The sequence below is a fragment of the Rhodococcus sp. IEGM 1381 genome, from assembly GCF_030056795.1.
Taxonomy (GTDB): Bacteria; Actinomycetota; Actinomycetes; order Mycobacteriales; family Mycobacteriaceae; genus Rhodococcoides.
The window spans coordinates 41,095-65,735 of the sequence record NZ_JASHKQ010000007.1 but is presented as its reverse complement, the minus strand read 5'-3'; the positions used below and the strand labels follow the sequence as shown (position 1 = coordinate 65,735).

The 24,641-nt window shown below is 64.7% G+C and carries 21 protein-coding genes; 11 read left to right on the top strand and 10 right to left on the bottom strand.

All coding sequences use genetic code 11. The features are described from left to right. Positions 1-155: 155 nt before the first annotated feature. Genes guaB1 through QM797_RS16805 form a run of 3 tightly spaced genes read right to left on the bottom strand, consistent with a single transcriptional unit; the run spans position 156 to position 3,855 of the window. Complete coding sequence (guaB1, locus tag QM797_RS16815) at positions 156-1,592, bottom strand: GMP reductase (protein ID WP_283276791.1); 1,437 nt, start codon at positions 1,590-1,592, stop codon at positions 156-158. An 11-nt stretch (positions 1,593-1,603) separates the two neighbouring features. Continuing rightward, complete coding sequence (locus QM797_RS16810; RefSeq protein ID WP_283276790.1) at positions 1,604-2,503, bottom strand: DMT family transporter; 900 nt, start codon at positions 2,501-2,503, stop codon at positions 1,604-1,606. After that, positions 2,500-3,855 (bottom strand): DEAD/DEAH box helicase, encoded by a 1,356-nt coding sequence (locus QM797_RS16805; protein ID WP_502942353.1) that lies wholly within the window; start codon positions 3,853-3,855, stop codon positions 2,500-2,502. The genes QM797_RS16810 and QM797_RS16805 overlap by 4 nt, the downstream gene beginning before the upstream one ends. Before the next feature lie 151 nt (positions 3,856-4,006). On the opposite strand from QM797_RS16805, the gene QM797_RS16800 reads away from it, so the two are divergent. After that, positions 4,007-4,468: a DUF4262 domain-containing protein gene (locus QM797_RS16800; RefSeq protein WP_283276788.1), complete on the top strand. Its 462-nt coding sequence runs from the start codon at positions 4,007-4,009 to the stop codon at positions 4,466-4,468. A gap of 67 nt (positions 4,469-4,535) precedes the next feature. On the opposite strand, the gene gnd is transcribed toward QM797_RS16800, so the two are convergent. The 4 genes from gnd to QM797_RS16780 form a co-directional block, all read right to left on the bottom strand. Beyond that, positions 4,536-5,987, bottom strand: coding sequence for an NADP-dependent phosphogluconate dehydrogenase (gnd, locus tag QM797_RS16795; protein ID WP_283276787.1), 1,452 nt, complete (start codon positions 5,985-5,987; stop codon positions 4,536-4,538). Between the two features lie 165 nt (positions 5,988-6,152). After that, positions 6,153-7,856 (bottom strand): DEAD/DEAH box helicase, encoded by a 1,704-nt coding sequence (locus tag QM797_RS16790; RefSeq protein WP_502942352.1) that lies wholly within the window; start codon positions 7,854-7,856, stop codon positions 6,153-6,155. A 278-nt stretch (positions 7,857-8,134) separates the two neighbouring features. Next, the gene (locus tag QM797_RS16785) at positions 8,135-9,091 is read right to left on the bottom strand and encodes a M56 family metallopeptidase (RefSeq protein WP_283276786.1); all 957 of its coding nucleotides are present in this window, start codon (positions 9,089-9,091) and stop codon (positions 8,135-8,137) included. Positions 9,092-9,114: 23 nt separating this feature from the next. After that, positions 9,115-9,531, bottom strand: a complete 417-nt coding sequence (locus QM797_RS16780; protein ID WP_283276785.1) for a BlaI/MecI/CopY family transcriptional regulator — start codon at positions 9,529-9,531, stop codon at positions 9,115-9,117. A gap of 201 nt (positions 9,532-9,732) precedes the next feature. On the opposite strand from QM797_RS16780, the gene QM797_RS16775 reads away from it, so the two are divergent. Next, complete coding sequence (locus QM797_RS16775; RefSeq protein ID WP_283276937.1) at positions 9,733-11,034, top strand: alpha/beta hydrolase; 1,302 nt, start codon at positions 9,733-9,735, stop codon at positions 11,032-11,034. Positions 11,035-11,162: 128 nt separating this feature from the next. Then, positions 11,163-13,685, top strand: a complete 2,523-nt coding sequence (locus tag QM797_RS16770; RefSeq protein WP_283276936.1) for a bifunctional lysylphosphatidylglycerol flippase/synthetase MprF — start codon at positions 11,163-11,165, stop codon at positions 13,683-13,685. Positions 13,686-13,691: 6 nt separating this feature from the next. Here the strand turns inward: QM797_RS16770 and QM797_RS16765 are convergent, their stop codons facing one another. From QM797_RS16765 to QM797_RS16755, 3 genes are all read right to left on the bottom strand, one after another. Further along, positions 13,692-14,561 carry an ABC transporter ATP-binding protein gene (locus QM797_RS16765; protein ID WP_283276784.1) on the bottom strand — a complete coding sequence of 290 codons (870 nt, stop codon included), beginning with the start codon at positions 14,559-14,561 and terminating at the stop codon, positions 13,692-13,694. Beyond that, the gene (locus QM797_RS16760) at positions 14,558-15,553 is read right to left on the bottom strand and encodes a FecCD family ABC transporter permease (RefSeq protein ID WP_283276934.1); all 996 of its coding nucleotides are present in this window, start codon (positions 15,551-15,553) and stop codon (positions 14,558-14,560) included. The genes QM797_RS16765 and QM797_RS16760 overlap by 4 nt, the downstream gene beginning before the upstream one ends. A 101-nt stretch (positions 15,554-15,654) precedes the next feature. Further along, the gene (locus QM797_RS16755) at positions 15,655-17,130 is read right to left on the bottom strand and encodes an iron chelate uptake ABC transporter family permease subunit (RefSeq protein WP_283276783.1); all 1,476 of its coding nucleotides are present in this window, start codon (positions 17,128-17,130) and stop codon (positions 15,655-15,657) included. A gap of 180 nt (positions 17,131-17,310) precedes the next feature. On the opposite strand from QM797_RS16755, the gene QM797_RS16750 reads away from it, so the two are divergent. From QM797_RS16750 to QM797_RS16715, 8 genes are all read left to right on the top strand, one after another. Continuing rightward, entirely contained in the window at positions 17,311-18,072 is a 762-nt protein-coding gene (locus tag QM797_RS16750) for a hypothetical protein (RefSeq protein ID WP_283276782.1), read from the top strand. Positions 18,073-18,295: 223 nt separating this feature from the next. Continuing rightward, on the top strand, positions 18,296-18,757 hold the full coding sequence (locus QM797_RS16745; protein WP_269606654.1) for a PaaI family thioesterase: 462 nt from the start codon (positions 18,296-18,298) through the stop codon (positions 18,755-18,757). A 5-nt stretch (positions 18,758-18,762) separates the two neighbouring features. Then, positions 18,763-20,031 carry a DUF6986 family protein gene (locus QM797_RS16740; protein WP_283276781.1) on the top strand — a complete coding sequence of 423 codons (1,269 nt, stop codon included), beginning with the start codon at positions 18,763-18,765 and terminating at the stop codon, positions 20,029-20,031. Between the two features lie 85 nt (positions 20,032-20,116). Next, on the top strand, positions 20,117-20,749 hold the full coding sequence (locus tag QM797_RS16735) for an urease subunit gamma (RefSeq protein ID WP_269606650.1): 633 nt from the start codon (positions 20,117-20,119) through the stop codon (positions 20,747-20,749). Continuing rightward, the gene (locus tag QM797_RS16730) at positions 20,749-22,470 is read left to right on the top strand and encodes an urease subunit alpha (protein ID WP_283276780.1); all 1,722 of its coding nucleotides are present in this window, start codon (positions 20,749-20,751) and stop codon (positions 22,468-22,470) included. The genes QM797_RS16735 and QM797_RS16730 overlap by 1 nt, the downstream gene beginning before the upstream one ends. Further along, positions 22,470-23,126: an urease accessory protein UreF gene (locus QM797_RS16725; RefSeq protein WP_283276779.1), complete on the top strand. Its 657-nt coding sequence runs from the start codon at positions 22,470-22,472 to the stop codon at positions 23,124-23,126. The genes QM797_RS16730 and QM797_RS16725 overlap by 1 nt, the downstream gene beginning before the upstream one ends. Before the next feature lie 52 nt (positions 23,127-23,178). After that, positions 23,179-23,883 carry an urease accessory protein UreG gene (gene ureG / locus QM797_RS16720; protein WP_094610340.1) on the top strand — a complete coding sequence of 235 codons (705 nt, stop codon included), beginning with the start codon at positions 23,179-23,181 and terminating at the stop codon, positions 23,881-23,883. A gap of 6 nt (positions 23,884-23,889) precedes the next feature. After that, on the top strand, positions 23,890-24,558 hold the full coding sequence (locus tag QM797_RS16715; RefSeq protein WP_283276778.1) for an urease accessory protein UreD: 669 nt from the start codon (positions 23,890-23,892) through the stop codon (positions 24,556-24,558). Positions 24,559-24,641 lie beyond the last annotated feature (83 nt).

Here is a 24,641-nt window from a genome sequence, read left to right as displayed (position 1 = left end):
CGGGCACCTGATTCCCTTCTGTATGGTCCGCGCTGTGACCCCACCCGTGCGGGACCTACGATTCGACGGCACCCAGGCACGAGTGATCGGCCTCGGGCACACAGCGAGCGCGGACAACTGTGACTGCTGTTGGAGAGTCTAACCGGGAACGAGGGTCACCACCCGGACGGCAGGGGGCGCCCCTCGGCGAATCCAGCTGCGGACTGAACTCCCAGAACTGCGCGTTCGGCCAACTCCGGGAGACTGCGGGCCCCTGCGTAGGTGCAGGTGCTCCGAACTCCGGCACAGATATGATCGATCAGGTCTTCGACGCCGGGGCGGTCGGGATCCAGGCGCATCCGAGAACTGGAAATGCCCTCCTCGAACAAGGCCTTGCGAGCCCGATCGAACGCACCGTCGGTAGCGGTACGTGCGGCAACCGCCCGCTTGGACGCCATGCCGAAGCTCTCCTTGTAGCGATTGCCCGACGCGTCCACTCGTAAGTCGCCGGGAGACTCGTACGTTCCGGCGAACCACGAGCCGATCATGACGTTCGCGGCTCCTGCAGCCAGGGCGAGCGCAACGTCACGGGGGTGCCGCACGCCGCCGTCGGCCCACACCGAGGCTCCGAGCTCGGCTGCGGCAGCGGAACAGTCGGCCACCGCCGAGAACTGAGGGCGCCCGACGCCGGTCATAATCCGCGTCGTACACATCGCGCCGGGACCGACACCGACCTTGACGATGTCCGCGCCGGCCCGCACCAGATCGCGCGTACCTTGCGCAGACACCACGTTCCCGGCAGCAAGGGGTACTCCAAGATCGAGAGCGCGTACTGCAGCGAGCGCGTCGAGCATCTTCTCCTGATGTCCGTGGGCCGTGTCCATCACCAGAACGTCGGCACCGGCCTCGACGAGTGCGGTCGCCTTCTCCGCCACGTTGCCGTTGATGCCGACAGCCGCGGCGATTCGCAGGCGCCCCGATGCGTCCACGGCAGGGGCGTAGATGCCCGTCCGAACCGCGCCGGTTCTCGTCACGACACCCGCCAGCGAGCCGTCGTCCTCGACGACGACAGCAAGGTGAGCATGTGCCGCCTCGATCTTCTCGAACACTTCCTTGGGCGACGCATGGCGGGGAACGCGCACGAAGTCGGCAGACGCCACGGAACTGAGCCGGGCGAAGCGGTCGACGTCGGTGCAGGCGCTCTCGGTGACGACTCCGATGGGCTTGCCGTGCTCGACGATCACGACCGATCCGTGAGCTCGTTTGTGTACCAGCGCCAAAGCGTCGGACACGGACGCGTTGGGCCCGAGCACGACTGGTGTATCCGCGATCAGGTCACGGCTCTTGACGAATGCGACGGTGTCGGCGACGGCCTCGGTCGGCAAGTCCTGCGGGATGACGGCGATGGCACCACGGCGAGCGACGGTCTCGGCCATCCGCCGACCCGATACTGCCGTCATGTTCGACACCACGATCGGAATGGTCGTTCCCGAACCGTCCACCGTGCTCAGGTCGACGTCGAAACGCGAGGTGACATCGGTTCGGTTGGGGACGAGGAAGACATCGTCGTAGGTGAGATCGTAGGGCGGCTGGTGACCATCGAGGAACTGCACGTTGATCGAGACTACCGGTCGGATGAAGTTCCTGTGTTCGACGCCCGGTCTGCCGCCGTCGAATCGGCAGTGTTCGCCGCCTGAGTACGCGACAGAAGGACGGTGGTGACAATCATGACGGCCACCGCCACCACGATCGTCGCCAGGGCTGCGCCCTCGGTTCTGATTCTCTCGTCCAGGACCGTCACTCCGATGAACGCAGCACCGAGGGGTTCGCAGATCGTGACGGCCGGCATCGATGCAGACAGCGGCCCCACCTGGAACGCGCGTTGTTGCAAGTAGAACCCGACAACGCCGGATCCGATCAGGGTGTAGGTCTGCCACGCTGTCAGAGCTGCAATTGGATCGGCGTCGACGAGATCGGTCACGAATTTGGTGAGCGCTGCAGCAAGTCCGAACAACAGACCTCCCGCAGCTCCGAGAAGCAGAGCCCGCAGGCCGGGGGAGGCCAGCACCAGACCGCTCACTGCCGCGCCGCCGATCACGACAGCGGCAACGATCAGAGGCACGACCCACGCTGCGAGAGGAGCGTCGGTTGTGCCTTCGCTCGGGTCACCCACCACGATGAAGACCGCGAGCGCGGCGGCGAGGAGAAACGCGAGGGCCCAGGTCGACCCAGGCAGGGAGCGGCGCGCGAATTTCGCCGACATCGGTAATGCGAACAGCAGGGCGGTGACGAGCAGTGGCTGCACGACGAGGACCGAACCGACCCAGAGCGCGGCGATCTGTACCGCATAGCCACCCCCGTCTCCGACCACGCCCATCCACCATCGGGGACTGCGAACGAGAGCCGACACCAGCGACGTTCCCTCCGGAACGGACGCCGCGGCGCTCTGCTGCGCCACCGCCGCGCACGCGAACAGGAATGCCGAAACAAGGGCGAGTACAACGGACAACCAGGGCGACGTCACCCGCGTCGTCCTCGGCTGGTGCCCCGACTGCCTCCGGTTCTGCCCCGTCGTTCGTTTCGCGCGGGTGCGGCCCCCCGCCGCGGCCCTCGCTCCGGCAGATCACCGCGGGCGGATCCCGGTGTGTCGGCCGAATTCGACAGTGGTCTGCCGATGGGGGTGCGAGCTCCGGTCATGCGGCGCCACGAGACGGGGTCCGCTTCGGTATCGACGACGGTGGCCGAGATTCCCGCTTCGTCTGCCATGGCGCGCACCCGCGCCAACTGATCGTCGGTAGCCAAGGTCACGACGGTTCCGCTGGCCCCGGCTCGCGCGGTTCGGCCTGCACGGTGCACGTAGTCCTTGGAATCCATCGGTGGGTCGACGTGCACCACCAGTGTGACGTCGTCGACGTGAACACCACGAGCCGCGACGTCGGTTGCGATCAGCGCGGCCGAGCTGCCGTCCGCGAAGGCGGCCAGCGAACGCGTGCGGTGCGCCTGAGTCTTGTTGCCGTGCAACGACGATACGGGCACGCCCAGTCGGCGACACTCGTCGGTGAGTCGATCGACCGCGTGGGTGGTACGGACGAACAACAGCGTTCGTCCGTCTCTGTTGGCGAGTGCAGCAGCTACTTCGGTCTTGCGCGCGGCATCGACCTCGAACACGTAGTGCGCAATGTCGGGCACGCTCACCGATTCGGCAGTGGAGTGCTCCGCCGGATCGTCCATGAACCTCTCGACCAGGCGGTCGGTGTCCTTGTCGAGGGTTGCCGAGAACAACAACCGCTGGCCGTCGGGTGGCGTCGCGGCCATAAGCGATTCGATCTGGGGCAGAAACCCCATGTCCACCATTCGGTCCGCTTCGTCGATCACGGTCATCTCGACACGATTCAGCGCGATGGAACGGCGCTCGAGCAGGTCGTTGAGACGACCGGGGGTGGCGACCACGATGTCGACACCGCGCTGAATCTCGCGAACATTTCGTTCGAGGGGGACACCGCCCACGAGACCGACGCTGCGTAGGCCGAAGGTGGCACCGTGTAGGTCGAGGACCTCGTGGATCTGGAGTGCGAGTTCCCGCGTCGGAGCGAGCACGAGTCCACGCGGTGCTGCCGGCTCGCTTCGACGACCTGCCAGCCGTACGAGCAGTGGAAGTCCGAACGCGAGCGTCTTTCCCGATCCGGTCGGGGCGCGTCCGAGTACGTCACGACCGGCAAGTGCGTCGGGGACTGCAGCAACCTGGATCGGAAAGGGGTGGGACACACCCGCATTCTTCAGCGAATGTACGAGAACCACCGGGAGCCCCAGGTCTGCGAACGATGAAGCGGGTGGAGTGGAGCCTGCGGAACGCCCCTTCGGTGATTGACCCGGCATAACTGAGACCTTACCGCCGCGTCGAGCGCGCATGGAATCTTCTTGTCGGTGCCGCGCGCAACACTCCGTCGTAGAACGCACGTTCGAATGCGTTCGACATCGCGGTTGCCGTGGGGGCGACCGCTCGCCGAGTGGGGGAGCTATGTGCAGGATGTGTGAGGGCTACAGCGTCGACGAGTACATCGGAGAGGTGAAGAGCGCCATGGATCGATTCGGCTGGGCCTTGCAGTACGTCGAATCGGAGGTCGACCGGGACGGTATCCATCCGGCGTTCTGCTACACCGTCGGTCTCACCGGGTTCGGAAGTCCGGAGATCGTCGTGACGGGTCGCGACCCGAACGAGTCCTCGCGAATACTGAATGCGCTCGGCACTTCCGTTGCTTCGGGGCTTTTGGAAGTCGAAGCTGGAATCGGCTGTTGGGCAGCAGGATTCGAGCTCTTCACCATCGATGTACCCGATTGCGCAGACATTCTCCACGCGGCATCGGACGTGTACGGCAGGGGGTGCTTCAGCGCCGTTCAAGCCGTGTGGAAGGACTGCGAGGGTTCGTTGCCGTGGGAGGGCATTCCCTCGACGGTGGTCCAACCGGTGCTCGGACCGTTGGCCTACTGATTGCAGTCGTCCACACGCCAGTGGCGCTGCGTGAGAGCACGCAGCGCCACCGGTGGACGAGGGTGGGTCAGGCCTCGACCTCGGAGCGATCGCCACTCCAGAGGGTGTGGAACTTTCCTTCCGAGTCGGTTCGCTCGTAGGTGTGGGCACCGAAGAAGTCACGCTGCCCTTGAGTCAACGCTGCAGGCAGACGCTCTGCTCGCAACGCGTCGTAGTACGAGAGTGACGACGCGAACGCGGGGACCGGAATGCCCAGCGAGGCCGCGGTGATGACGACGCGACGCCAGCTGTCGATGGCGTTCTCGATGGCGTCACGGAAGTACGGTGCCAGGATCAAACTGGGCAGCTCGGCGTTGTCGTCGTACGCGTCCTTGATGCGGTCGAGGAACCGTGCGCGGATGATGCAACCGCCGCGCCAGATGGTGGCGAGGTCACCGGGATGGAGGTTCCAGTCGTACTCGGCGCTGCCTGCCGCAATCTGATCGAAGCCCTGTGCGTAGGCAACGATCTTCGATGCGTACAGCGCCCGGCTGATGTCGTGCGTAAACTGCTCCGCGTCGGTGGGCTTGTCCGCAAGGGCACCGGAGGCCAGCCCGACGGCCGCCTTACGCTGCGCCCGCGACCCCGACAGCGCCCGGGCGAAGACGGCTTCGGCGATACCGGTGACGGGAACACCCAGATCGAGTGCGGCCTTGACAGTCCAGCGGCCGGTGCCCTTCTGCTCGGCGGCGTCGACGATCACGTCCACCAACGGCTGACCTGTCTTGGCGTCGACCTGGCGGAGCACCTCGGCGGTGATCTCCACCAGATAGCTCTCCAAATCGCCGTTGTTCCACTCGGTGAAGACGTCGGCTACCTGCGCCGGGGTGTAACCGAGGGCGTCGCGGAACAGGTTGTATGCCTCGCCGATGAGTTGCATATCGGCGTATTCGATTCCGTTGTGCACCATCTTCACGAAGTGGCCGGAGCCGTCGGGTCCGATGTGAGTGCAGCACGGCGTGCCGTCCACCTGTGCCGCAATGGACTCGAGCAGCGGACCGAGTGCCTTGTAGGACTCGGCCGGGCCGCCCGGCATGATCGACGGGCCGTTGAGAGCGCCCTCCTCGCCTCCGGAGATTCCAGCACCGACGAAGAGCAGGCCGCGCTCCTTCATGGCAGCCTCACGGCGGATGGTGTCGGTGTAGAGCGCGTTGCCACCATCGATGATGATGTCGCCCTCTTCCATCGCGCCCGCGAGTTCCTCGATCACCGCGTCCGTCGGGTCGCCCGCCTTGACCATGATGAGGACCCGGCGCGGCTTCGCGAGCGCAGCGACGAACTCCTCGATGGTTTCGGTACGGATGAAGTTGCCCTCGCTGCCGTGCTCGGCGATCAACGCATCGGTCTTGGCGACACTGCGGTTGTGCAACGCGACGGTGTGCCCGTGATGAGCGAAGTTGCGTGCGATATTGGAGCCCATGACGGCGAGTCCGGTGACTCCGATCTGAGCCAGTTCTGTCGGTTCTGCTGCTGAGGTCATACAGACAGCTTTCCCTGCCGGGCCACGTAGCGCGAGCCAACCCCCGAGCAAGTCCCAAACATGCCGGTACACAACGACACGAGGTGTCGCATTCGCGAAGAATGCGACACCTCGTGTCGTCGAAATATGTTTCGGTCGGTTCACGACCGCACGGTTACGAAACGATCAGTGGCTGCGAGCCGGACCTTCGAAACCGTCGTACGAGCGACGGTCCGTGCGGCTGCGGAAGCCACCCGACCGGTGCTCGTCCTGGCGGGGAGCGGATGCCGGGCGACGGTTGTCCGAGCCTCGGTTGTCGGCACCGCGACCTTCGTAGCCACGGCCCTCGGAGCCGCGGTACGAGCTCGAATCGGTGCGACGCGGGCGGTCACCCTGGTAGCCGCCCTCGCTGCGCGGGTTGGAGCCCTGGTAGCCGGTGCGGGGGCGGTCACCTTGGTAGCCGCCTTCACTACGGGGGTTCGAACCCTGGTATCCGCCGCTGCTGCGGGGATTGGAGCCCTGGTATCCGCCGGTGGAACGCGGGTTGGAGCCCTGGTATCCGCCGCCACTGCGGGGATTGGAGCCCTGGTAGCCGGGACGGCTGTTACGGTCGCGCGGAGCGGACTCGGCGCGCAACGGCTCACCGGTGGGCTTCTTCGCGCCGGTGATGCTGTTCAGCTCGGCCGAACCGGGCGAGACGTTGACGGCAGTGGCCTTGACGCCGGCCATACCGGTCAGACGCAGAACCTGACGACGCTGGTTGGGGAGCACGATCGCGACGACGGTGCCCTTTTCTCCAGCGCGTGCCGTACGTCCTGCGCGGTGCAGGTAGTCCTTGTGGTCTGCGGGCGGATCGACGTGAACGACCAGGTCGATACCGTCGACATGGATTCCGCGAGCGGCAACGTCGGTAGCGACGAGGACGGGGGTGCGGCCGTTCTTGAAGCGCTCGAGAACGCGGGTGCGCTGATTCTGTGCCTTGCCACCGTGCAGTGACTCCGCGGCGATACCGAGCGCACGCAGGCGATCGGTGATTCCGTCGCAGCCCAGCTTTGTACGCGCGAACATGATGGTGCGACCGCCTTCGCGGGCACCGATCTCGGAGAGCACCAGATCCTTCTGACCCCGGTCGACCATGAGGACGTAATGGTCCATGGTCCGAACGCTGGCCTTACCGTCCTGGGTGGAGTGCTCGACGTGGTCGGGCAGGAACTGGCGGACCAGCGACTGAACCTCGCGGTCGAGGGTTGCCGAGAACAGCATGCGCTGTCCGTCTGCCGGAGTGCCGGCGAGGACGGCACGCACCTCGGGCAGGAAGCCCATGTCGGCCATCTGGTCTGCCTCGTCGAGTGCGGTGATCTCGATGGAATCGAGGATGCAGGTGCCCTGACGAAGGTGATCGGCGAGGCGGCCGGGCGTGGCGACGAGTACGTCGACTCCGCGTCGGAGCTGCTCGACCTGCTTGTTGAACGGCGTGCCGCCGACGGCCGGCATGACCCGAAGGCCCTGCGCGTTGGCGTAGGGAGCGAGAGATTCGACGACCTGGAAAGCGAGTTCGCGGGTCGGAACCAGTACGAGCGAACGCGGGCGCTTGGCGGCCGGTCGATCGGTGTGCAGCGAGAGGCGCTGCAGAATCGGCAGGCCGAAGGCAAGGGTCTTGCCCGAGCCTGTCTGCGCGCGACCGAGAACGTTCTTGCCGGCGATGGCGTCGGGAAGTGCCTTCTCCTGGATGGGGGAGGGCACCGTGATCGAGTTGCGAGCCAAAGCGGCGACGACGGCCTCGGGCAGCCCGAGCTCGGCGAAGGTGAAGGCCGGTGCCGCTACGGGCGTCGGGACTGCCGTGGTGTCGGAAGTGGTGGAAACGGGTGTGTTGGAAACAGCGTGGGTCACGCAGTAAAGCCTCTCCGGATTACGGGCACGCCAATAAGCCCGAAGCTGAGAGCACCCGAACGAGCCGGGGAACACGAAGAACAGCCAGAACACATTGATACGAGCCAGGGCACTGTCACCTGGCCATCAGAATGCAGATAAGAACTGCATAAAGTGGGGCTGTTTGTGCCATTTCGATTGCTAGGTCGCGATGGCGACCGAGCTCTACTGTACGTGACGAACCCCGAAATGTTCACCCCGACTCGATGTGACCTGTGCGACCCTGATCGCACACACGCTCACCCGACCAGCTTGCTCAGTTCCTCGAGCCACGGCATCGCCACATAGATCGTCGGAAGTACGAGGATCACCACAGCGGTCGCGTAGGCAACCGCTGCGATGCGGACGTCGCTCCCGGGGCCGCTCAACCGTTGAACTCGGATGAGGGTGTGTGGTCCGCCTGCCGCCATGGCACCTCGCGGGGCGGTGGACCCGGCGCACGCGACCAGCGCCCGAGCCAGCGGGGTGGGTCCGGTGACCTTGACCGCCGAGTCGTCGGCCAACAGCTCGACCAGCAATTGCACGCTGCCCAGGGCCGACTTGCTTCGCACGATTCTCGGGAATGCCTCGTTGACCGCGGTGAATGCTTCGAGGACCAAGTCGTGGCGGGCACGAAGGTGCGACCGTTCGTGGCTGAGGATGGCGGTGATCTCTGCCTCGCAGAGGTTGGCGAGTGTTCCCCGACTCAGCACCACCCTCTGACGCAGACCCGGCAGGCAATACGCGATCGGCTCGGCAGCGTCGAGCACGCGAATATCCGCATCGCGCAGACTACGAAAGGGGTTCTCGTTCAAGTTGTTTCGATCCAGTAGATCGACGAGCATGCGGTGCCGAGAGCGGCGACGTCGGGTTCGGACCGCCACCTGAACAACCGAGAACATCAACTTGGCACCGATGCCGAGCGTGATCGCGAGTACGACCACGTACAGAATCCACAGGGGAAGGCCGAGCGCGTCGATCTCGTCGGTGGGTGCTGTGGTGGGACGACCGTCCGGGCCGGGAACCAGGAGCAGTCCGCCGATGGCGAGACCTGAGCTGAATGCCGAGAGCACGGCGGCCAGCGCAATCGCCTGCCACAGAACCAGTGCTGCACGCGGGGACCGATACGGCCAACTGGCGCGAGCGAGCACGGCTGGCACCGGCCCCGCCAGAATCAGCGCGAGTACCGCGAATGCCAACGCAGTCGTCGAGTTCATGTCCTCACTTACTACGGCGAGCGTCAGTCCGTCGGACGGCCTTCTCCAGCCGAAGGGGACTCTCTCTGCGATTGTGCCACTTCCAGAGCGGCGAGTGCCTCACGGAGTGCGGCGGCTTCGTCGGCACCCACCTGTCCGACGAAGTGGACGAGTGCGGCAGCGCGTCCACCGGACGCGGGTGCCTGCGACAACGCGTCGACCATCAGGCTCGCAACCAACTCGTCGCGTCCGTGTAGAGGTGCGTATCGATGCGCACGATCGTCGCGCTGCTGAACGACCAACTTCTTCTTCGCCAGCCGCTGCAGCACCGTCATCACAGTTGTGTATGCGAGCTCACGATGTGTCGCCAGTGCCTCGTGGACCTGACGAACGGTCTGGGGATCCGACGACTCCCACAGATGGTCCATCACTGCGCGCTCTAGTTCACCAAGACCAGCCATTCCTCGTACTCTACGGCTACTCCGACGCTGATGCGTACTACCCGTGGTAGTACCGACTGTTCCGGCAGTGTGGGTTCGGTCATAGTCGTGGCGTCTCGAATCGCCGGGTCTCGACCGGTGCAACGTGGGGGCGAATATCCTTCTCACGTGATCGAGCCGCCCCGCGGCCCGACTCTTCGAGAAGTGAGCGGAGACGCAAGCGTGGAGTGGTTCGATTCTCTGTCGTTGATCGACGGCCCGGTACCGGTGATCGTGTCCGTTCTCGGCGCGCTCGGTGGCGTGTGGTTGGTCGTCTCGACGTCGCGGCGATACTCGAGGCGTGCGCTGCCGATCGCCGCGACGGTCGCGATCGTTGTCACGGCAGTCGGTTACGTGGTGGTCGAGAAAGTGTGGCGACCGTTTCCGGATCCGATAGCCACCTCGATCTACGTCTGGATCGGAGTGGGTCTCTCCGCACTGTTCGCAGTGGTGTCCCGGTTGCTCGCGGCCCGTGGGGTGCTGGGCAAACTGACGACGGTGGGGGCAGCGGTCCTGGTAGTCGCAGCTGCGGCGCTGCACGTCAACCTGGAGTTCGATGCGTATCCCACCGTGGGCAATGCCCTCGGAGTCGAGTCCGCGGCCCGTATTCAGTTCTCGGATGTGCCGGCCGCAGTGGAGCAGACCGTCAGCGGTACGCCCTTGGATTCGGTGTGGACTGCACCTGCTGATCTGACGACCGCAGGAAGAGTCACCTCGGCACCCATTCCGGCCACCGCGTCCAACTTTTCCGCCCGGGATGCCGAGATCTATCTCCCGCCCGCGTATTTTGCCGATCCTCGCCCGTTGCTCCCGGTCCTGGTGTTGCTCGCCGGTCAGCCGGGTGCTCCCGAGGACTGGCTCAACGGCGGAAAGCTCGCTCAGACCATGGACAACTTTGCCCGTGACCGTGCCGGTCTTGCGCCGGTCGTGGTCGTCGCGGACGGCACCGGGTCATCGATCGCCAATCCGCTCTGCGTCGATTCGCCGCTGGGGAACGTGGACACGTATCTGTCCCGGGACGTTCCCGATTGGATCGACGCCACGCTGCAGGTGGACCGCAATCGTGCCCACTGGGCGATCGGTGGATTGTCCTACGGTGGCACGTGTTCCATACAGATGGCGACCAACCACCCTGATGTCTATCCCACCTTCCTCGACCTGTCGGGGCAACGCGAGCCCACCCTCGGGGATCGAGATCGAACCGTGCAGCAGGCCTTCGGTGGTAATTCTGCAGCATTCACCGCCATCAACCCGCTCGACCTTCTCAAATCGCGTCGGTACCCCGACTCGGCCGGTATTTTCGTCGTGGGCGCGGACGACGAGGACTACAAACCGGGTCAACAAGAGATGTACGACGCGGCGAAGGCCGCTGGAATGGATGTGCAGTACGTGGAGGTACCTGGCGGACACAGCTTCGCAGTCTGGTCGGAAGGCCTACGTCGTGAACTCCCATGGCTGGCAACGAGAACAGGGCTGACTTCGTGAACGTGAGTGAGCCGGAGCTTCCCGCGACAGCCACCTCGTCGTCGGCAGAGGCCGACGCAGGCGACCTCGCTGGACCTTCGTGGATATCGAAGCGCACCGAGGCGTTGAAGTTGGGTTCGTCCGCGGCGATGCGCCAGCTTCGTAGGTTGTGGGCGCTCATCGTGTTCGGCGCGGTCGGAGCCCCGGTCAGCTTCACTTTGCTTGCCATCGTGTGGTTGTCCGGTATCGCTGCGGCCGTGTTCGACGACCGTGGCGAATTGGACAAGTACTTCGCGGTGGGCATCATGCCGTTCGAGCGCTGGCACCTGTGGACACCGCTGACCTCGGGTTTGACGGCTCCCAACATCGCCGGCTGTGTGGTGGCGACTGTTGCGGTTCTGCTCGCCGCTGCGCCTATCGAGCGCCGGACAGGGTCGGGTCGCTTTGCCATCGCTGCATTCGTCACCCAGGTAGCCGGTTCGCTACTCGGTCTCGGTCTCGCTGCTCTGGCCAAGACCTTCGACGCCGATTGGGGTTTCCGGTTGCACGTCGGAACCGCAGTAGGTCCGACGACCTGGATATTCGGCGTGGTGCTGGTTGCGACCTCGCGGATGGATACGTTGTGGCGCAGACGGATCCGCGTCGGTGTGCTGGCTCTGCTGGTGACGTTGGCCCTGTTCGGCGGGCACCTGCAGGACGTGGTTCGACTGGCTGCCGCAGTCATAGGCCTGATCGTGGGTCCGTGGATCGTCGGCCGTTCGGCGCGTGGGCCTCGATTGGCGGGTACCCAACGCGAAGGCCGCGTACTGGTTGCGCTCATCGTTGCCGCGAGTGCCCTGGGCCCGGTGCTTGCGGCCCTGAGCCCCAACGCTGTCGGTCCGTTCGCTGTCCTTCGAGATGTGGTTCGAGGAGTTCCCTACACGGCAGCCGAGGTGCGCGAGATTTGCGCCGATGCGACCACCGATCCGGTGGAGTGTCGTCGCGGTCTGCTCGATCTCAGGCTCGGGGGCGTCGGTCCGATCATTCTGAGCATCATGCCCTCCCTGTTCATGCTGGTGGTCAGCGACGGCCTGCGTCGTGGCAGGCGTTTCGCCTGGGCGCTGGCAATTGTCTCGCAGCTGATCCTGCTCGCCCTGTCGGTGGCCAATTTCGCTATTCGGTTCCTGGAGGCCGGCGACGACCAGTCTCTGTTCTACGGGCTCGAATCGCCGACCGCATATCGCACGGCCGTGCCGTTCCTGCTACCATTGATCGTGCTGGTGGTTCTCTTGGTGACGCGCAAGTTCTTCGACGTATCGGCACCCTCGGGCACCTACCGGCGGTGGGCGGCGTCGGTGATCGGAGTCGGGGTGGGTCTCGGGGTGGTCTACTCGATCGGTGGGTACCTCGCGCGCGGCGGCTTTGCCGATTCGCCGACGTTCGGCGGTTTGCTGGCGGACTTCCCGCAGCGCCTGGTTCCGCCCGTCTACCTGCAATGGCTCGAACCCGCCCTGCTGCCGCAAAGCATCCCCACCACCTTGCTGTTCGAGTGGACCGGCGTGGTGTTCTGGTCGGTGGTCTGCGTTTTCGCTGCGAGCACTTTCCTGACCCCGGTGTACGGGACCGAGACCGACGCGACCGAACGAGCGCGCGGACTGCTCATGGCGAGCAGCGGTTCGGCGCTGTCGTGGATGACGACCTGGCGCGGGAACAAGTACTGGTTCGGTCCCGACGGCCGCAGTTACGTAGCCTATCGCGTCATCTCGGGTGTAGCTCTGACTACCGGCGATCCAGTGGGTCCGCGAGAGTCGTTGCGCGACAACGTCGTCGAATTCGCAGAGTTCGCGTCGAAAAACGGTTGGATACCGTGTTTCTACTCCGTCACCCCCGATGTTCGCCGCATCACCGATTCCCTCGGCTGGGGCGGAATCCAGGTGGGTGAGGAGACGGTGCTGGACCTGGACGGAATTGCCTTCACCGGCAAGCGTTTCCAGGACGTGCGGACGGCACTGAATCGAGCGAAGAAGGCGGGGGTCGTAGCCGAATGGATTCGTTTCCCTTCGGCACCACTGGCCATCACCGATCAGATCACCGCGATTTCCGAGGAATGGGTTGCAGACAAGGGTATGCCCGAGATGGGGTTCACTCTCGGCGGTCTCGAGGAGGTCGACGACGAGAACGTTCGGTGCCTGATCGCGGTCGACGAGCATCGGACCGTGCACGGCGTGACCTCGTGGATGCCGGTGTACGAGGACGGCGTCATCGTCGGATGGACGCTCGACTTCATGCGTCGTCGGTCGGAAGGTTTTCGTCCGACGATGGAGTTTCTCATCGCGTCGGCTGCTCTGCTGCTCGAGCAGGAGGGTGCCAGATTCCTCAGTTTGTCCGGCGCACCGCTGGCCAAGGTGGACGAGAAGCAACCCGAACACGTCTCCAGCGCTGAGCAGTCGACTCTGTCGGGTCTGCTCGAACGGTTGCTCGACGTGCTCGGACGCACACTCGAACCCGTCTACGGATTCCGTTCTCTCCTGGCATTCAAATCCAAGTTCCAGCCGCGCTACGAACCGATGCACATGACGTTCGCGGATCCGGCCGCACTGCCCAGTATCGGTAACGCGATCGGTCGGGCCTACCTACCCGACGTGTCGATCGGTCAGGGGTTCAAGCTGGTGCGCACCATGATCGAGCGGTGACGGCGGCTAGACGGCTGTGGATGTGCTCGCAGCAGAGTCGTCCTCTGACCTGACAGGCCCGCCGACCGACCCGTACACGTGCCGCGTCCCGATCGGAACGATGAGCGGTCGATCGGACATCGGGTCTTCGATGACGGTGGCCTCGAGGCCGAAAACGTCGAGCAACAACTGCTCCGATATGACGTCCTGAGGTCGGCCGGAGGTGACGATCTGCCCCTGCTTCATGACGATCAACCGGTCGCTGTAGCGAAGTGCCATATTGAGATCGTGCAGCACCATCACGATCGTCCGGCCGAGCTCGGCGTGCAGGCGATCGACGAGATCGAGGACCTCGATGGAGTGTGCGAGATCGAGGTACGTCGTCGGCTCGTCCAGCAACAAGATGTCGGTGCCCTGGGCCAACGCCATGGAGATCCACGCTCTCTGCCGCTGACCGCCCGAGAGTTCGTCGACGGGTCGGTCGGCGAGGTCGCCGACTCCGGTCAACTCGAGTGCGTTCGCCACCTCGGCCTCGTCGTCGGAGCTCCACTGCCTGATCCACGACTGGTGCGGATGACGACCACGTGAGACGAGGTCTGCGACGGTCAGTCCTTCGGGGGCGGTCGGTGCCTGCGGCAGCATTCCGAGAGTTCGAGCAACCTCTTTGGTCTTCATCGAGGAGATCGCTCGGCCGTCGAGCATCACACTGCCGGCCTTCGGCTTGAGCAAGCGACCGAGCGAACGCAAGAGCGTCGACTTCCCGCAGCCGTTGGGTCCGATGACCGTGGTGATGACTCCGGTGTGAATTTCGAGGTTGAGGTGTTCGACGATGGTGCGATCGCCGTAACCGAGGCTGAGATCCTGCGCGATCAGACGCGAGGGTTGGCTGGTGGTCATACGGAAGCCTTTCGATTACTGCGAACGAGAAGGTACAGAAGGAACGGTCCGCCGAGGGCCGAGGTCACGATGCCGACCGGAAGTTCGACCGGCAGGATCGTTCGAGCGATCAGATCGCTTGCCACGACGAGCAATCCACCGAGCAGTGCGGACGCAATGATGGGCGGGCCAGGCGTGCGCAGGATTCGGAGTGCGATCTGTGGCGCTGCCAGCGCAACGAATCCGATGGGTCCGGCCGCGGCGGTCGCGATGGCGGCGAGAGCGACAGCAGCCAAGAGCATCATGGCCTGGCTGTGTTGCAGGCGTACTCCGAGCGATCGGGCATTGTCGTCACCCAGACGTAGCGCGCCGAGGGTGAACGTCGCGATGATGGTGCCACCGCCGACGAGTACGACAGCAGCCGCGACCGGCCAGACCGACGCCCAGTTGGCACCGTTGAGCGAGCCGTTGAGCCAGACCTGAGCGCGCGAGACGTCGTTGATGTCGGCGCTGATCAGCAGCCATCCGATGACGGCAGTGAGCATGGCGTTGACGGCGATTCCAACCAGAATGAGCCGGAAACCGTCGACACCTTTTCGCCAGGCGAGGGTGTAGATCGCGATTGCGGTGAGCACACCGCCGATCAGGGCCGCGAGCGGCAGGCCCAGAGTAGCGAGCAGACCGCTGAAACTGCCGCCTCCGCCGAGCACGATCAATGCGACGGCTGCGGCACTGGAACCGGCGGTGATACCGAGGATGTCGGGACTGGCGAGCGCATTGCGGGAAATCGACTGCGTGATGGCTCCGGAGATACCGAGTGCGGCTCCGACCAGGAGGCCGGTGAGCGATCGAGGCAGCCGCAGATCCATGACGATGAACCGCTCGATCCTCGAGCCGCCCCCGAAAAGTACGTCGAGAACCTGTGCGATGGACAGCGGAAAGTCGCCACGTCCGATGTTGATACACATGACCAACACCAGGGCTGCCGCCAACAGGACGGTGGCGACGACCATCAGCGGTCGTCGGACCAGAGAAATCGGACCGAGTCGAAACGCGGGTCGGGCGCGAACGACGCCCTTGTCGGACGACGACGGTGTCGACTGCAGATCGGTTGTCACAGGCCGACCAACTTCCGGCGCCGAACGAGAGCGATGAAGAACGGCGCGCCGATCAGGGCCAGAACGATGCCCACCTGGAGCTCGCCCGGGCGCACGACGACCCGTCCGACGACGTCGGCGATCATGAGCATCACACCGCCCATGAGGCCTGCATAGGGGACGAGCCAGCGGTAGTCGGGTCCGGTCACCGCTCGGGCGATGTGCGGTACGACGAGGCCCACGAAGGCGATCGGCCCGCATGCTGCGGTCGCAGCCCCGGTCAGCAGCGTGATAGCGAGGATCCCGACGGTACGGGTGACCGCGATGTTGGTGCCCAGTGAGCGTGCGACGTCTTCACCGAGGCTCATGACGTTCAAGCCGGGAGTGCTCGCGATTGCGATGAGGACGCCGATCACCAGGAACGGTAATACCTGCCACAACACGTCGAGGCCACGTCCGGCGACGGATCCGACCACCCAGAAGCGGTAGCCGTCCAGGCTGGTCTGATCGAGCAGGACGACGGCGTTGGTCATCGCCGAGAGGAAGAATGCGACGCCGGCCCCGGCCAACGCGAGATTGACCGGACTCGATCTGCCCGAACCGATCGACGACAATCCGAACACGACGACGCTCGCCACGGCCGAACCGGCGAACGCGAACCACAGGTATTGACTCGGCGAGGTGAACCGGAACAGGTAGATGGCCATCACGACGAAGAACGCCGCTCCCGAGTTGAGGCCGAGCAGGCTGGCGTCGGCCAACGGGTTGCGTGTGTGCCCTTGAATGAGAGCGCCTGCGATGCCGAGCGCAATACCCACGACCAGTGCGAGCACAGTGCGGGGAACTCGTAGCGTGCGCACGATGATGTCGGTGTCGGTACCCGTCGAATTCAGCAGGGCGTGGGCTATCTCGGCGAAGGTCAGGGGCCTGGCACCGATGGCGATGCTGGCGAGGATTCCGGCCACGAGAGCGGCGACCAGTACGGCCAAGCCCAGCAATCTCCGCCGCCGAATGGCAGCGACCGAACCGTCCTTGGGTATGGGCTCGAATCCTTCTACTGCAGCGACCTTTTCGCGCACCACCTCGGACGACGCAGCGCCGATCCGAAACTGACGACGCAGCGCTCGACGTGCGCCGACCGGGCCGTGGGTGACGGTATCTCGCAGCGTCAGCCCCAGCCATCGCTTGCCGGTGCTCTGGCCGTCGTTGCCGTCGCGATACCCGCGGTTCCAGACGAAAAGAGCGAGCGCGACGCACACCGCAATCGCGCCGAATACGAATCGGTCCGCTTGGCCGCCTCCGTTGTCGTCACGCAGTGCGTCGACGATCGACCATCCGACGAACAACGGGACCACGACGATCAGGGCGTCGATAGTGCCTGCCGCGATGCGCGAGCTCCGCGGCGGCGGGCCGTCGGGCACGTTCTCGGTTCCGTACTGCTCGTCGGGAGACCGGCGAGCGCCGTGTGGGCCGAGTAGCGGAGCTGTGGTCACAGTGGTCGTGATTCCTCGCTGTTTCGAAGGGACTCGTTTAGGTTACGGAACCCTTGCCTTCGGTGTGAGGTGAGGTAAGGGTAGCGGTACCTGATTCCCAAAAGTGTCTGGTTAGGCTAACCTACATAACGAGTCGGGGTGCGACGCATCCACCCGCCACGAACTTCAAGGAGCGATCAGGTGTCAGTTGCAACGGCGGCATTCTCGAGCTGGGCCGATGTTCGTCGATTCTCGAACCGATCCGATGGGACGGCCCAGTTGGCCGACTCGTGTGAAACCCTTCGCGCGCTCAATCCTGATTACCCGCGGATGTACGCGGTGGCCGCCATGGCGAACGAAGGCAAGCGCCGTTGGTGGCAGTTGGCCGTCGGTCTCACGGACGGGCGCATCGAGCAGATGTACAGCCGGTCGCTCGAGGACCTGGATGTGCCGGAGGCCGCTGCCGCTCAGGTGGCCACGGCCTTGATCCACGCGGTGATCGGCCGAGTATCTGTGCTGCTGGTCTTGGAGGCCCGGGCATGGGATCCGGGCATCGACAACATGTGGATCCACATGGACAGTGACGGTGGAATCGACTGGGCGGGTGTCGCGTCGCCGATACTGAGGGTGCTGCCAGAAGATCTCTCGGCGGGCGAGCCCGGCACGGTCACCCTTCCGTGTGAGGAGGCTCTGCTGGTCTGGACGGCACATCGCTGCACGACGTCGCTCGGTGCCGTGTTTCGCGCGATATCCGAGCGCGCTCCGCTCGATGTTCGCGTCTTCTGGGCTCTGGTCGGAGACGCGATTCTCGGCGCGTCGACATACGTTCCGATTCTGGCGGGGGCGAGCGCGTCGGACGGAGCTCGTCGAGGTCAGATGCTGCTCGACGCCATGGTCGACGCAGGCGCTCCCGTCCGGTCACGCGCCTGGGTTCCTGGGCGAGCGAAACTTCGGGCGTCATGAAGCCCTTGCATCGAAACTAAGGTTTGCCTATGCTGACTACGTACCAACGGACCGCGCCGGAGTCCTGAGGGCTGCAGTGACTCCCGGTCCTTGCCACGGTGGGCCTCTCGTTCTTCACGAACGGGAGGCCCACCGATTTTCATGGGTCGACCGTCGTGTAATTCTGATGGAAAGTCGGCTGCTCAGTCGGCCGAGATGTTTCGACGCAACCGGAGGCAGTGCAATGACGGACTCGAACGGCACCACGGAAGAGACGCCTTTCGACGCCTTGACGGCGGAGCAGTTGACCGAGCTGTGTCATCGTGGATTCGACGGAGTCGTCGGTCTGAAATACCTCGAGGTATCCGGCGAGGACGTGCGCGCGGAGTGGACAGTGACCCCGCAGCTCCATCAACCCGCCGGAATCATGCATGGCGGCGTCCTGTGCGCGGTGGTCGAATCGGTGGCCAGCATCGCCGGATCGGCCTGGTTCGGGTCACGTGGACACGTGGTCGGCGTCAACAACAACACCGATTTCCTGCGAGCCACACGGTCGGGAACCTTGACCGCACACGGACATCCGATTCACCGTGGACGCACCCAGCAGCTGTGGCAGGTGGACATCTCCGACGAGACCGGACGCTTGGTAGCTCAGGGCAAAGTCCGACTGGCAAATATCGAAAACACTGCACATCTGGGACAGTGATGCCCATGACGGGCCACAACCAGCATCCAGATTCACCAGTCACCGCGCTGACCCCCGACGCTGTCGATCGCCTCGAATCACTCTTCGGGCCCATCGACGAGGATCTGGCGCGGCACTATCCCGGAGACCGAATCGGCGGGCAGCCTTCCCACACCGTGTACGTCTCGGCGGCGGACGCCTCGGCGAATGTGCCAGCCGAGTGGGGCACCGCAGCCTCGGCCATTCTGGACGCTCACCCCGAGGCATTTGCCGAACTCGATACCGCGAACGTTCTGCCCCTGGTTCGCGAGCGATTGAGCACGGCCCCCATCCAGGACCTCCGAATCGATTTCGAGGACGGGTACGGATGGCGGTCGGACGTCGTCGAAGACCGTCATGCGACGGCAGCGGGTGCAGCGCTGGCGGCGTTGGCGAAAGATCCCGATGGTCCGACCTGGCTGGGCATTCGCTCCAAAGGACTTGCAGCACACGAGCGTCGGCGCGGGATTCGCACCCTCGAGCTCGTTCTGGACGGTGCCGGGGGAGTGCCCGACGGTTTCGTGTTCACCGTGCCCAAACTGCGCGCCGCCTCGCAGGTGGCCGCGGTGGTCGCGTTGTGCGAGGAACTCGAGCGCGCGCACGGCCTGCCCGATCGCGCCCTGCGATTCGAATTACAGATCGAGAGTCCCCAGGCGGTGATCGGAGCCGACGGTACGACGACCCTCGCGCAGGCGATCACCCGCGCGGACGGTCGCTGCACGTCACTGCACTACGGAACCTACGATTACAGCGCCGCGTGTGGGATCACGTCCGCGCAGCAGTCGCTGGCCCATCCGGTGGCGGACCACGCGAAGAACGTCATGCTGGTGGCAGCCGCGCAGACCGGAGTGTGGGTGTGCGACGGCTCGACCCAGGTTGTTCCCACCGGCAGTCCGGAGCAGGTTTCGGCGTCGGCGCGGCGGCACTTCGATCTGGTGACGAGGTCCCTCGAACGCGGTTTCTACCAGGGCTGGGACATGCATCCCGGGCATCTGGTGACGCGATGGCTGGCCACCTTCGGTTTCTTTCGCCACGCCATGCCGGTCGCGGCTGCTCGACTCGGGGGCTACCTCGATCGTCAGGGCGGTGAGGTGATGGACGAGCCCGCCACCGCGCAGGCGTTGGCCGGCGTGCTGGTGCGAGGCCTCGACGCAGGTGCGTTCGGTCTCGCCGAAGTGCAGGCAATTGCCTCGGGAATCGATCGAGACGTCCTGCGGGGACTGCTCGATCGATCGGTGACCGTGTCCCTCGGGTAAGGCGTGACAAGGCGCTCCGCTGCCGCGCCGCCTCGAGCGTGTCAGAATTGCCGAGCACCATCACCGATCGGGACGGAGAACTCCAATGCGGTTGTCTCCGCACGAGCAGGATCGACTGCTCGTCAGCTATGCGGCCGAGCTCGCGCGGCGTCGTCAGGCTCGAGGCTTGAAGCTCAATCATCCCGAGGCCATCGCGGTCATCACCGATCACCTTCTCGAGGGTGCCCGGGACGGGCGATCCGTTGCAGACCTGATGTCCTCGGGACGCGAGATTCTCACTGCCGACGACGTCCTCGGCGGAGTTCCCGAGTTGCTTCCCGAGGTGATGGTCGAAGCTACCTTTCCCGACGGCACGAAATTGATCACCGTGCATGAGCCGATCTCACCCAAGCGCGGTGACGGTCACCTGATTCCCGGCGAGATCATCACGGTCGCAGGGGACATCGAGATCAACGAGGGTGCCGAGGTGATCACGATGGTTGTCGTGAATGGTGGAGATCGGCCGGTTCAGGTGGGCTCTCACGTGCACTTTCCACAGTCCAACGCCGCCCTGCAGTTCGATCGTGAGCGTGCACACGGCCATCGCCTCGATATTCCGGCGGGCACAGCGGTGCGTTTCGAGCCCGGCATCGAACAGGCAGTTCGGCTCGTGCCCCTCGGTGGCACGCGCGAGGTCCACGGTCTGAGCATGACACCTCCCGGAAAGTTGGACAGCTGATGGCGCGTCTGAGCCGTAGTCGATACGCACAGTTGTTCGGTCCCACCACGGGGGATCGAATTCGCCTGGCAGACACGGATCTTCTGATCGAGGTCACCGAGGACCGCAGCGGCGGACCGGGCAACGCGGGGGAGGAAGCGGTCTTCGGCGGCGGCAAGGTGATCCGCGAATCGATGGGTCAATCGCGTGCCACCCGCGCAGACGGAGCTCCCGACACGGTGATCACCGGGGTGGTTGTCGTCGACTACTGGGGAATCATCAAGGCCGATCTCGGTATTCGCGACGGACGCATCGTGGCGTTGGGCAAGGCCGGCAACCCAGACACCATGACCGGAGTCCATCCCGATCTGGTGATCGGACCCTCGACCGAGATCATCGCGGGCAACGGAAAGATAGTCACGGCCGGCGGGATCGACTGTCACGTCCATCTGATCTGCCCGCAGATCAAGGAGGAAGCTCTCGGCGGAGGTATCACCACCGTGATCGCCGGCGGGACCGGACCGGCCGAGGGAAGCAAGGCCACCACGGTAACCCCGGGTGCATGGCACCTGTCCCGGATGCTCGAAGCTCTCGACGACTGGCCGATGAACATCGTGCTCCTCGGCAAGGGCAACACTGTCAACCCTGACTCCATGTGGGAGCAATTGCGTGCCGGCGCATCAGGATTCAAGCTGCACGAGGACTGGGGTTCGACACCCGCTGCGATCGATGCGTGCCTGCGAGTATGCGACGACGCCGGTGTGCAGGCCGCACTCCACTCGGACACCCTGAACGAGGCGGGCTTCGTCGAGACCACTCTCGCTGCGATCGACGGCCGCGGAATTCACGCTTATCACACAGAAGGCGCGGGTGGCGGGCATGCACCCGACATCATCACCGTTGCAGCACAAGGGCACGTGCTGCCCAGCTCGACCAACCCGACGCGTCCCCATACCGTCAACACCCTCGACGAACATCTCGACATGCTGATGGTGTGCCATCACCTCAGTCCGTCTATTCCGGAGGATCTGGCCTTCGCCGAGAGCCGTATCCGGCCGTCGACCATTGCGGCCGAGGATCTGCTGCACGACATGGGTGCGATCTCGATGATCGGCAGCGATGCGCAGGCAATGGGCCGGATCGGCGAGGTCGTTCTGCGTACCTGGCAGACGGCGCACGTGATGAAGTCACGTCGGGGCTTCCTGTCCGGGGACAACGGGGCCGACAACAACCGCGTCATGCGGTACGTCGCCAAATACACGATCTGCCCGGCCGTGGCCCACGGACTGGACGATGAGATCGGTTCGATCGAGCCGGGAAAATTGGCCGATCTGGTGCTGTGGGACCCGGCATTCTTCGGCGTCCGTCCGCACATGGTCGTCAAGGGCGGAATGATCGCCTGGGCGGCTATGGGCGATGCCAACGCGTCCATTCCGACTCCGCAACCAGAGCTTCCGCGTCCGATGTTCGGAGCCTCGCCCAAAGCAGCTGCAGCGACATCGCTGCACTTCGTTGCTCCCCAGGCAATCGAAGATGGACTTGCCGGTCGCCTGAACTGCGATCGCCGACTCGTGCCGGTCAAGAACGTCCGCAGCATCAGGAAGTCCGACATGGCTCTCAACGACGCCATGCCCGACATCGAGGTGGATCCGGACACATTCACGGTGCGCATCGACGGCGACGTGTGGAAAGAACAGCCGGCAACCGAACTGCCGATGGCGCAGCGATACTTTCTCTTCTGATGACGGCTGCTCGACTGCAGGTGACAACGCTTCTCTCTCTTGCCGACTCGCGTCTGCCCACCGGTGGACACGTGCATTCCGGTGGAGTGGAGGAGGCGATCGCCTCGGGTTTCGTCCGAGACATCGCGACACTCGAGGCTTTCTTGCGACGTCGTATCAGGACTTCGGGTGCCACTACGGCGTCGGTGGCCGCAGCGATCGTCCACGGCTCGCTCGGCACGGAGGGCGCGGACGACGAGTGTGACGCTCGAACGCCGTCTCCGGCGGCCAGGTCCGCGTCACGCGCACAGGGTCGCGGTCTGCTTCGGCTGGCCAAATCGGCTTGGCCGCATCATGATTGGACATTGATCGGCCGTAAGCCGCACCTCGCCGTTGCCGCGGGGCACGTGGGTCTCGCGTCCGGGCTGTCGGTTGCCGACACAGCGGCCGTGCAGGTGTACATCACCATGACCGGTTCGGCGATCGCGGCGCAGCGTCTGCTTGCACTCGATCCGGCCGAGGTTGCCGCATGCACCATCCGCTTGGGCGACTTCTGCGACGATGTGACCGCCTCGGTGTGCGAGTGCCTACCCGAGCTGATGGAGTTGTCGGATCCGTTGCTGGACATGTTCGCCGAAGCCCACGCCGTCCGCGATCGGCCGTTGTTCGTATCCTGAAATTCCGATCCACTGTTCAGACCGACTGTTCTCGAATCACAAAGGAGATGTCATGCCCCCGCACCTGATCGACGGTGAGCCCCACGACCACGGACTGGATCGTCCCAAACGCGCGCGGGAGGCAGGCGAGGCGCTGCGAGTCGGAATCGGCGGACCGGTCGGTTCCGGGAAGACCGCTCTGGTGGCTGCCCTGTGTCGCCAGCTGCGCGACGAGCTGTCGCTTGCTGTTCTGACCAACGACATCTACACCACGGAGGACGCCGACTTCCTGCGTCGGCATGCGGTGCTGCCGGACGAGCGCATCACGGCCGTACAGACAGGTGGCTGCCCGCACACCGCAATTCGCGACGACATCACCGCCAATCTCGACGCCATCGACGACCTGATCGAGAACAATCCGCCCCTTGACCTCATTCTGGTCGAGTCGGGCGGTGACAATCTCACCGCGACGTTCTCGTCCGGTCTGATCGATGTGCAGATCTTCGTTGTCGATGTCGCAGGCGGCGACAAGGTGCCGCGCAAGGGTGGTCCCGGTGTCACATTCTCCGATCTGCTGGTCGTCAACAAGACAGATCTGGCTCCCTACGTCGGGGCCGATCTGGGTGTGATGGAGCGCGATGCGGCACAGGTGCGCGAGGGCCGACCGACTGCGCTGATCTCACTCACCGACGATCCGGCCGCGACGACGGTACTCGCGTGGATTCGCGAGCAGCTCGAGGTCGTTGCCGACGCCGACGCGCATGCCCACACGCACTGAGCGTCGATGCACACCGAGCTCAACATCGATGCGAGCCTGCATCGCAGCCCACGCATCACCTCGGTGGGCGGACTTGCCGGCCGGCAGACGGGGCCAGATACGGTCCACCTGATCGGAACCGCCGCAACGCCACTCGGTGGTGACACCATCACCGTCAGAATCTCTGTGGCGGCCGGCGCATACCTGGAGGTCCGCAGCGTCGCGGCGTCACTGGCGATGCCCGGTGGGCAGCAGCGTCATTCGTCGGCGCAGTGGCACGTCGAGGTCGGTGCGGGTGCGTCTCTGATCTTCGATCCCGAGCCTATGGTCGTCGTTTCGGACGCATCGCATTCGGTGGTCAATACTATTGGGCTGCAGCAGGATTCCAAGTTGTGGCTGCGCGAGCGGACGCAGATCGGGCGTTTCGAGGAGGCGTCGGGTCGGTGGACCAGTGTGATGCGCTGCAACGTCGGAGACAGTCCGTTGTTGCGCCACCGGGTCGAACTGGGCGACGGATCGATCTCGCACGACGCGTTGTCTGCTCCACTGTCCATGTCCAGTACGTTGCAATACCCCGATGCTCGTGCGTCCGAGGTCGATCTGCGCGGTGGAAGCGTTCGGCTGGCTCTGGCGGGAGGCGGCTCACTGACTACTTCGGTGGGGCGCCGCCTGCCGTCCAGTGATTCGAGTATGTGAGAGCGGCACGCCGAACGACGAATCGCATCGGCCGACGGTGTCCGGTCGGCCGATGCGATGTCTGAAAGCTGGGGTCAGCGGTC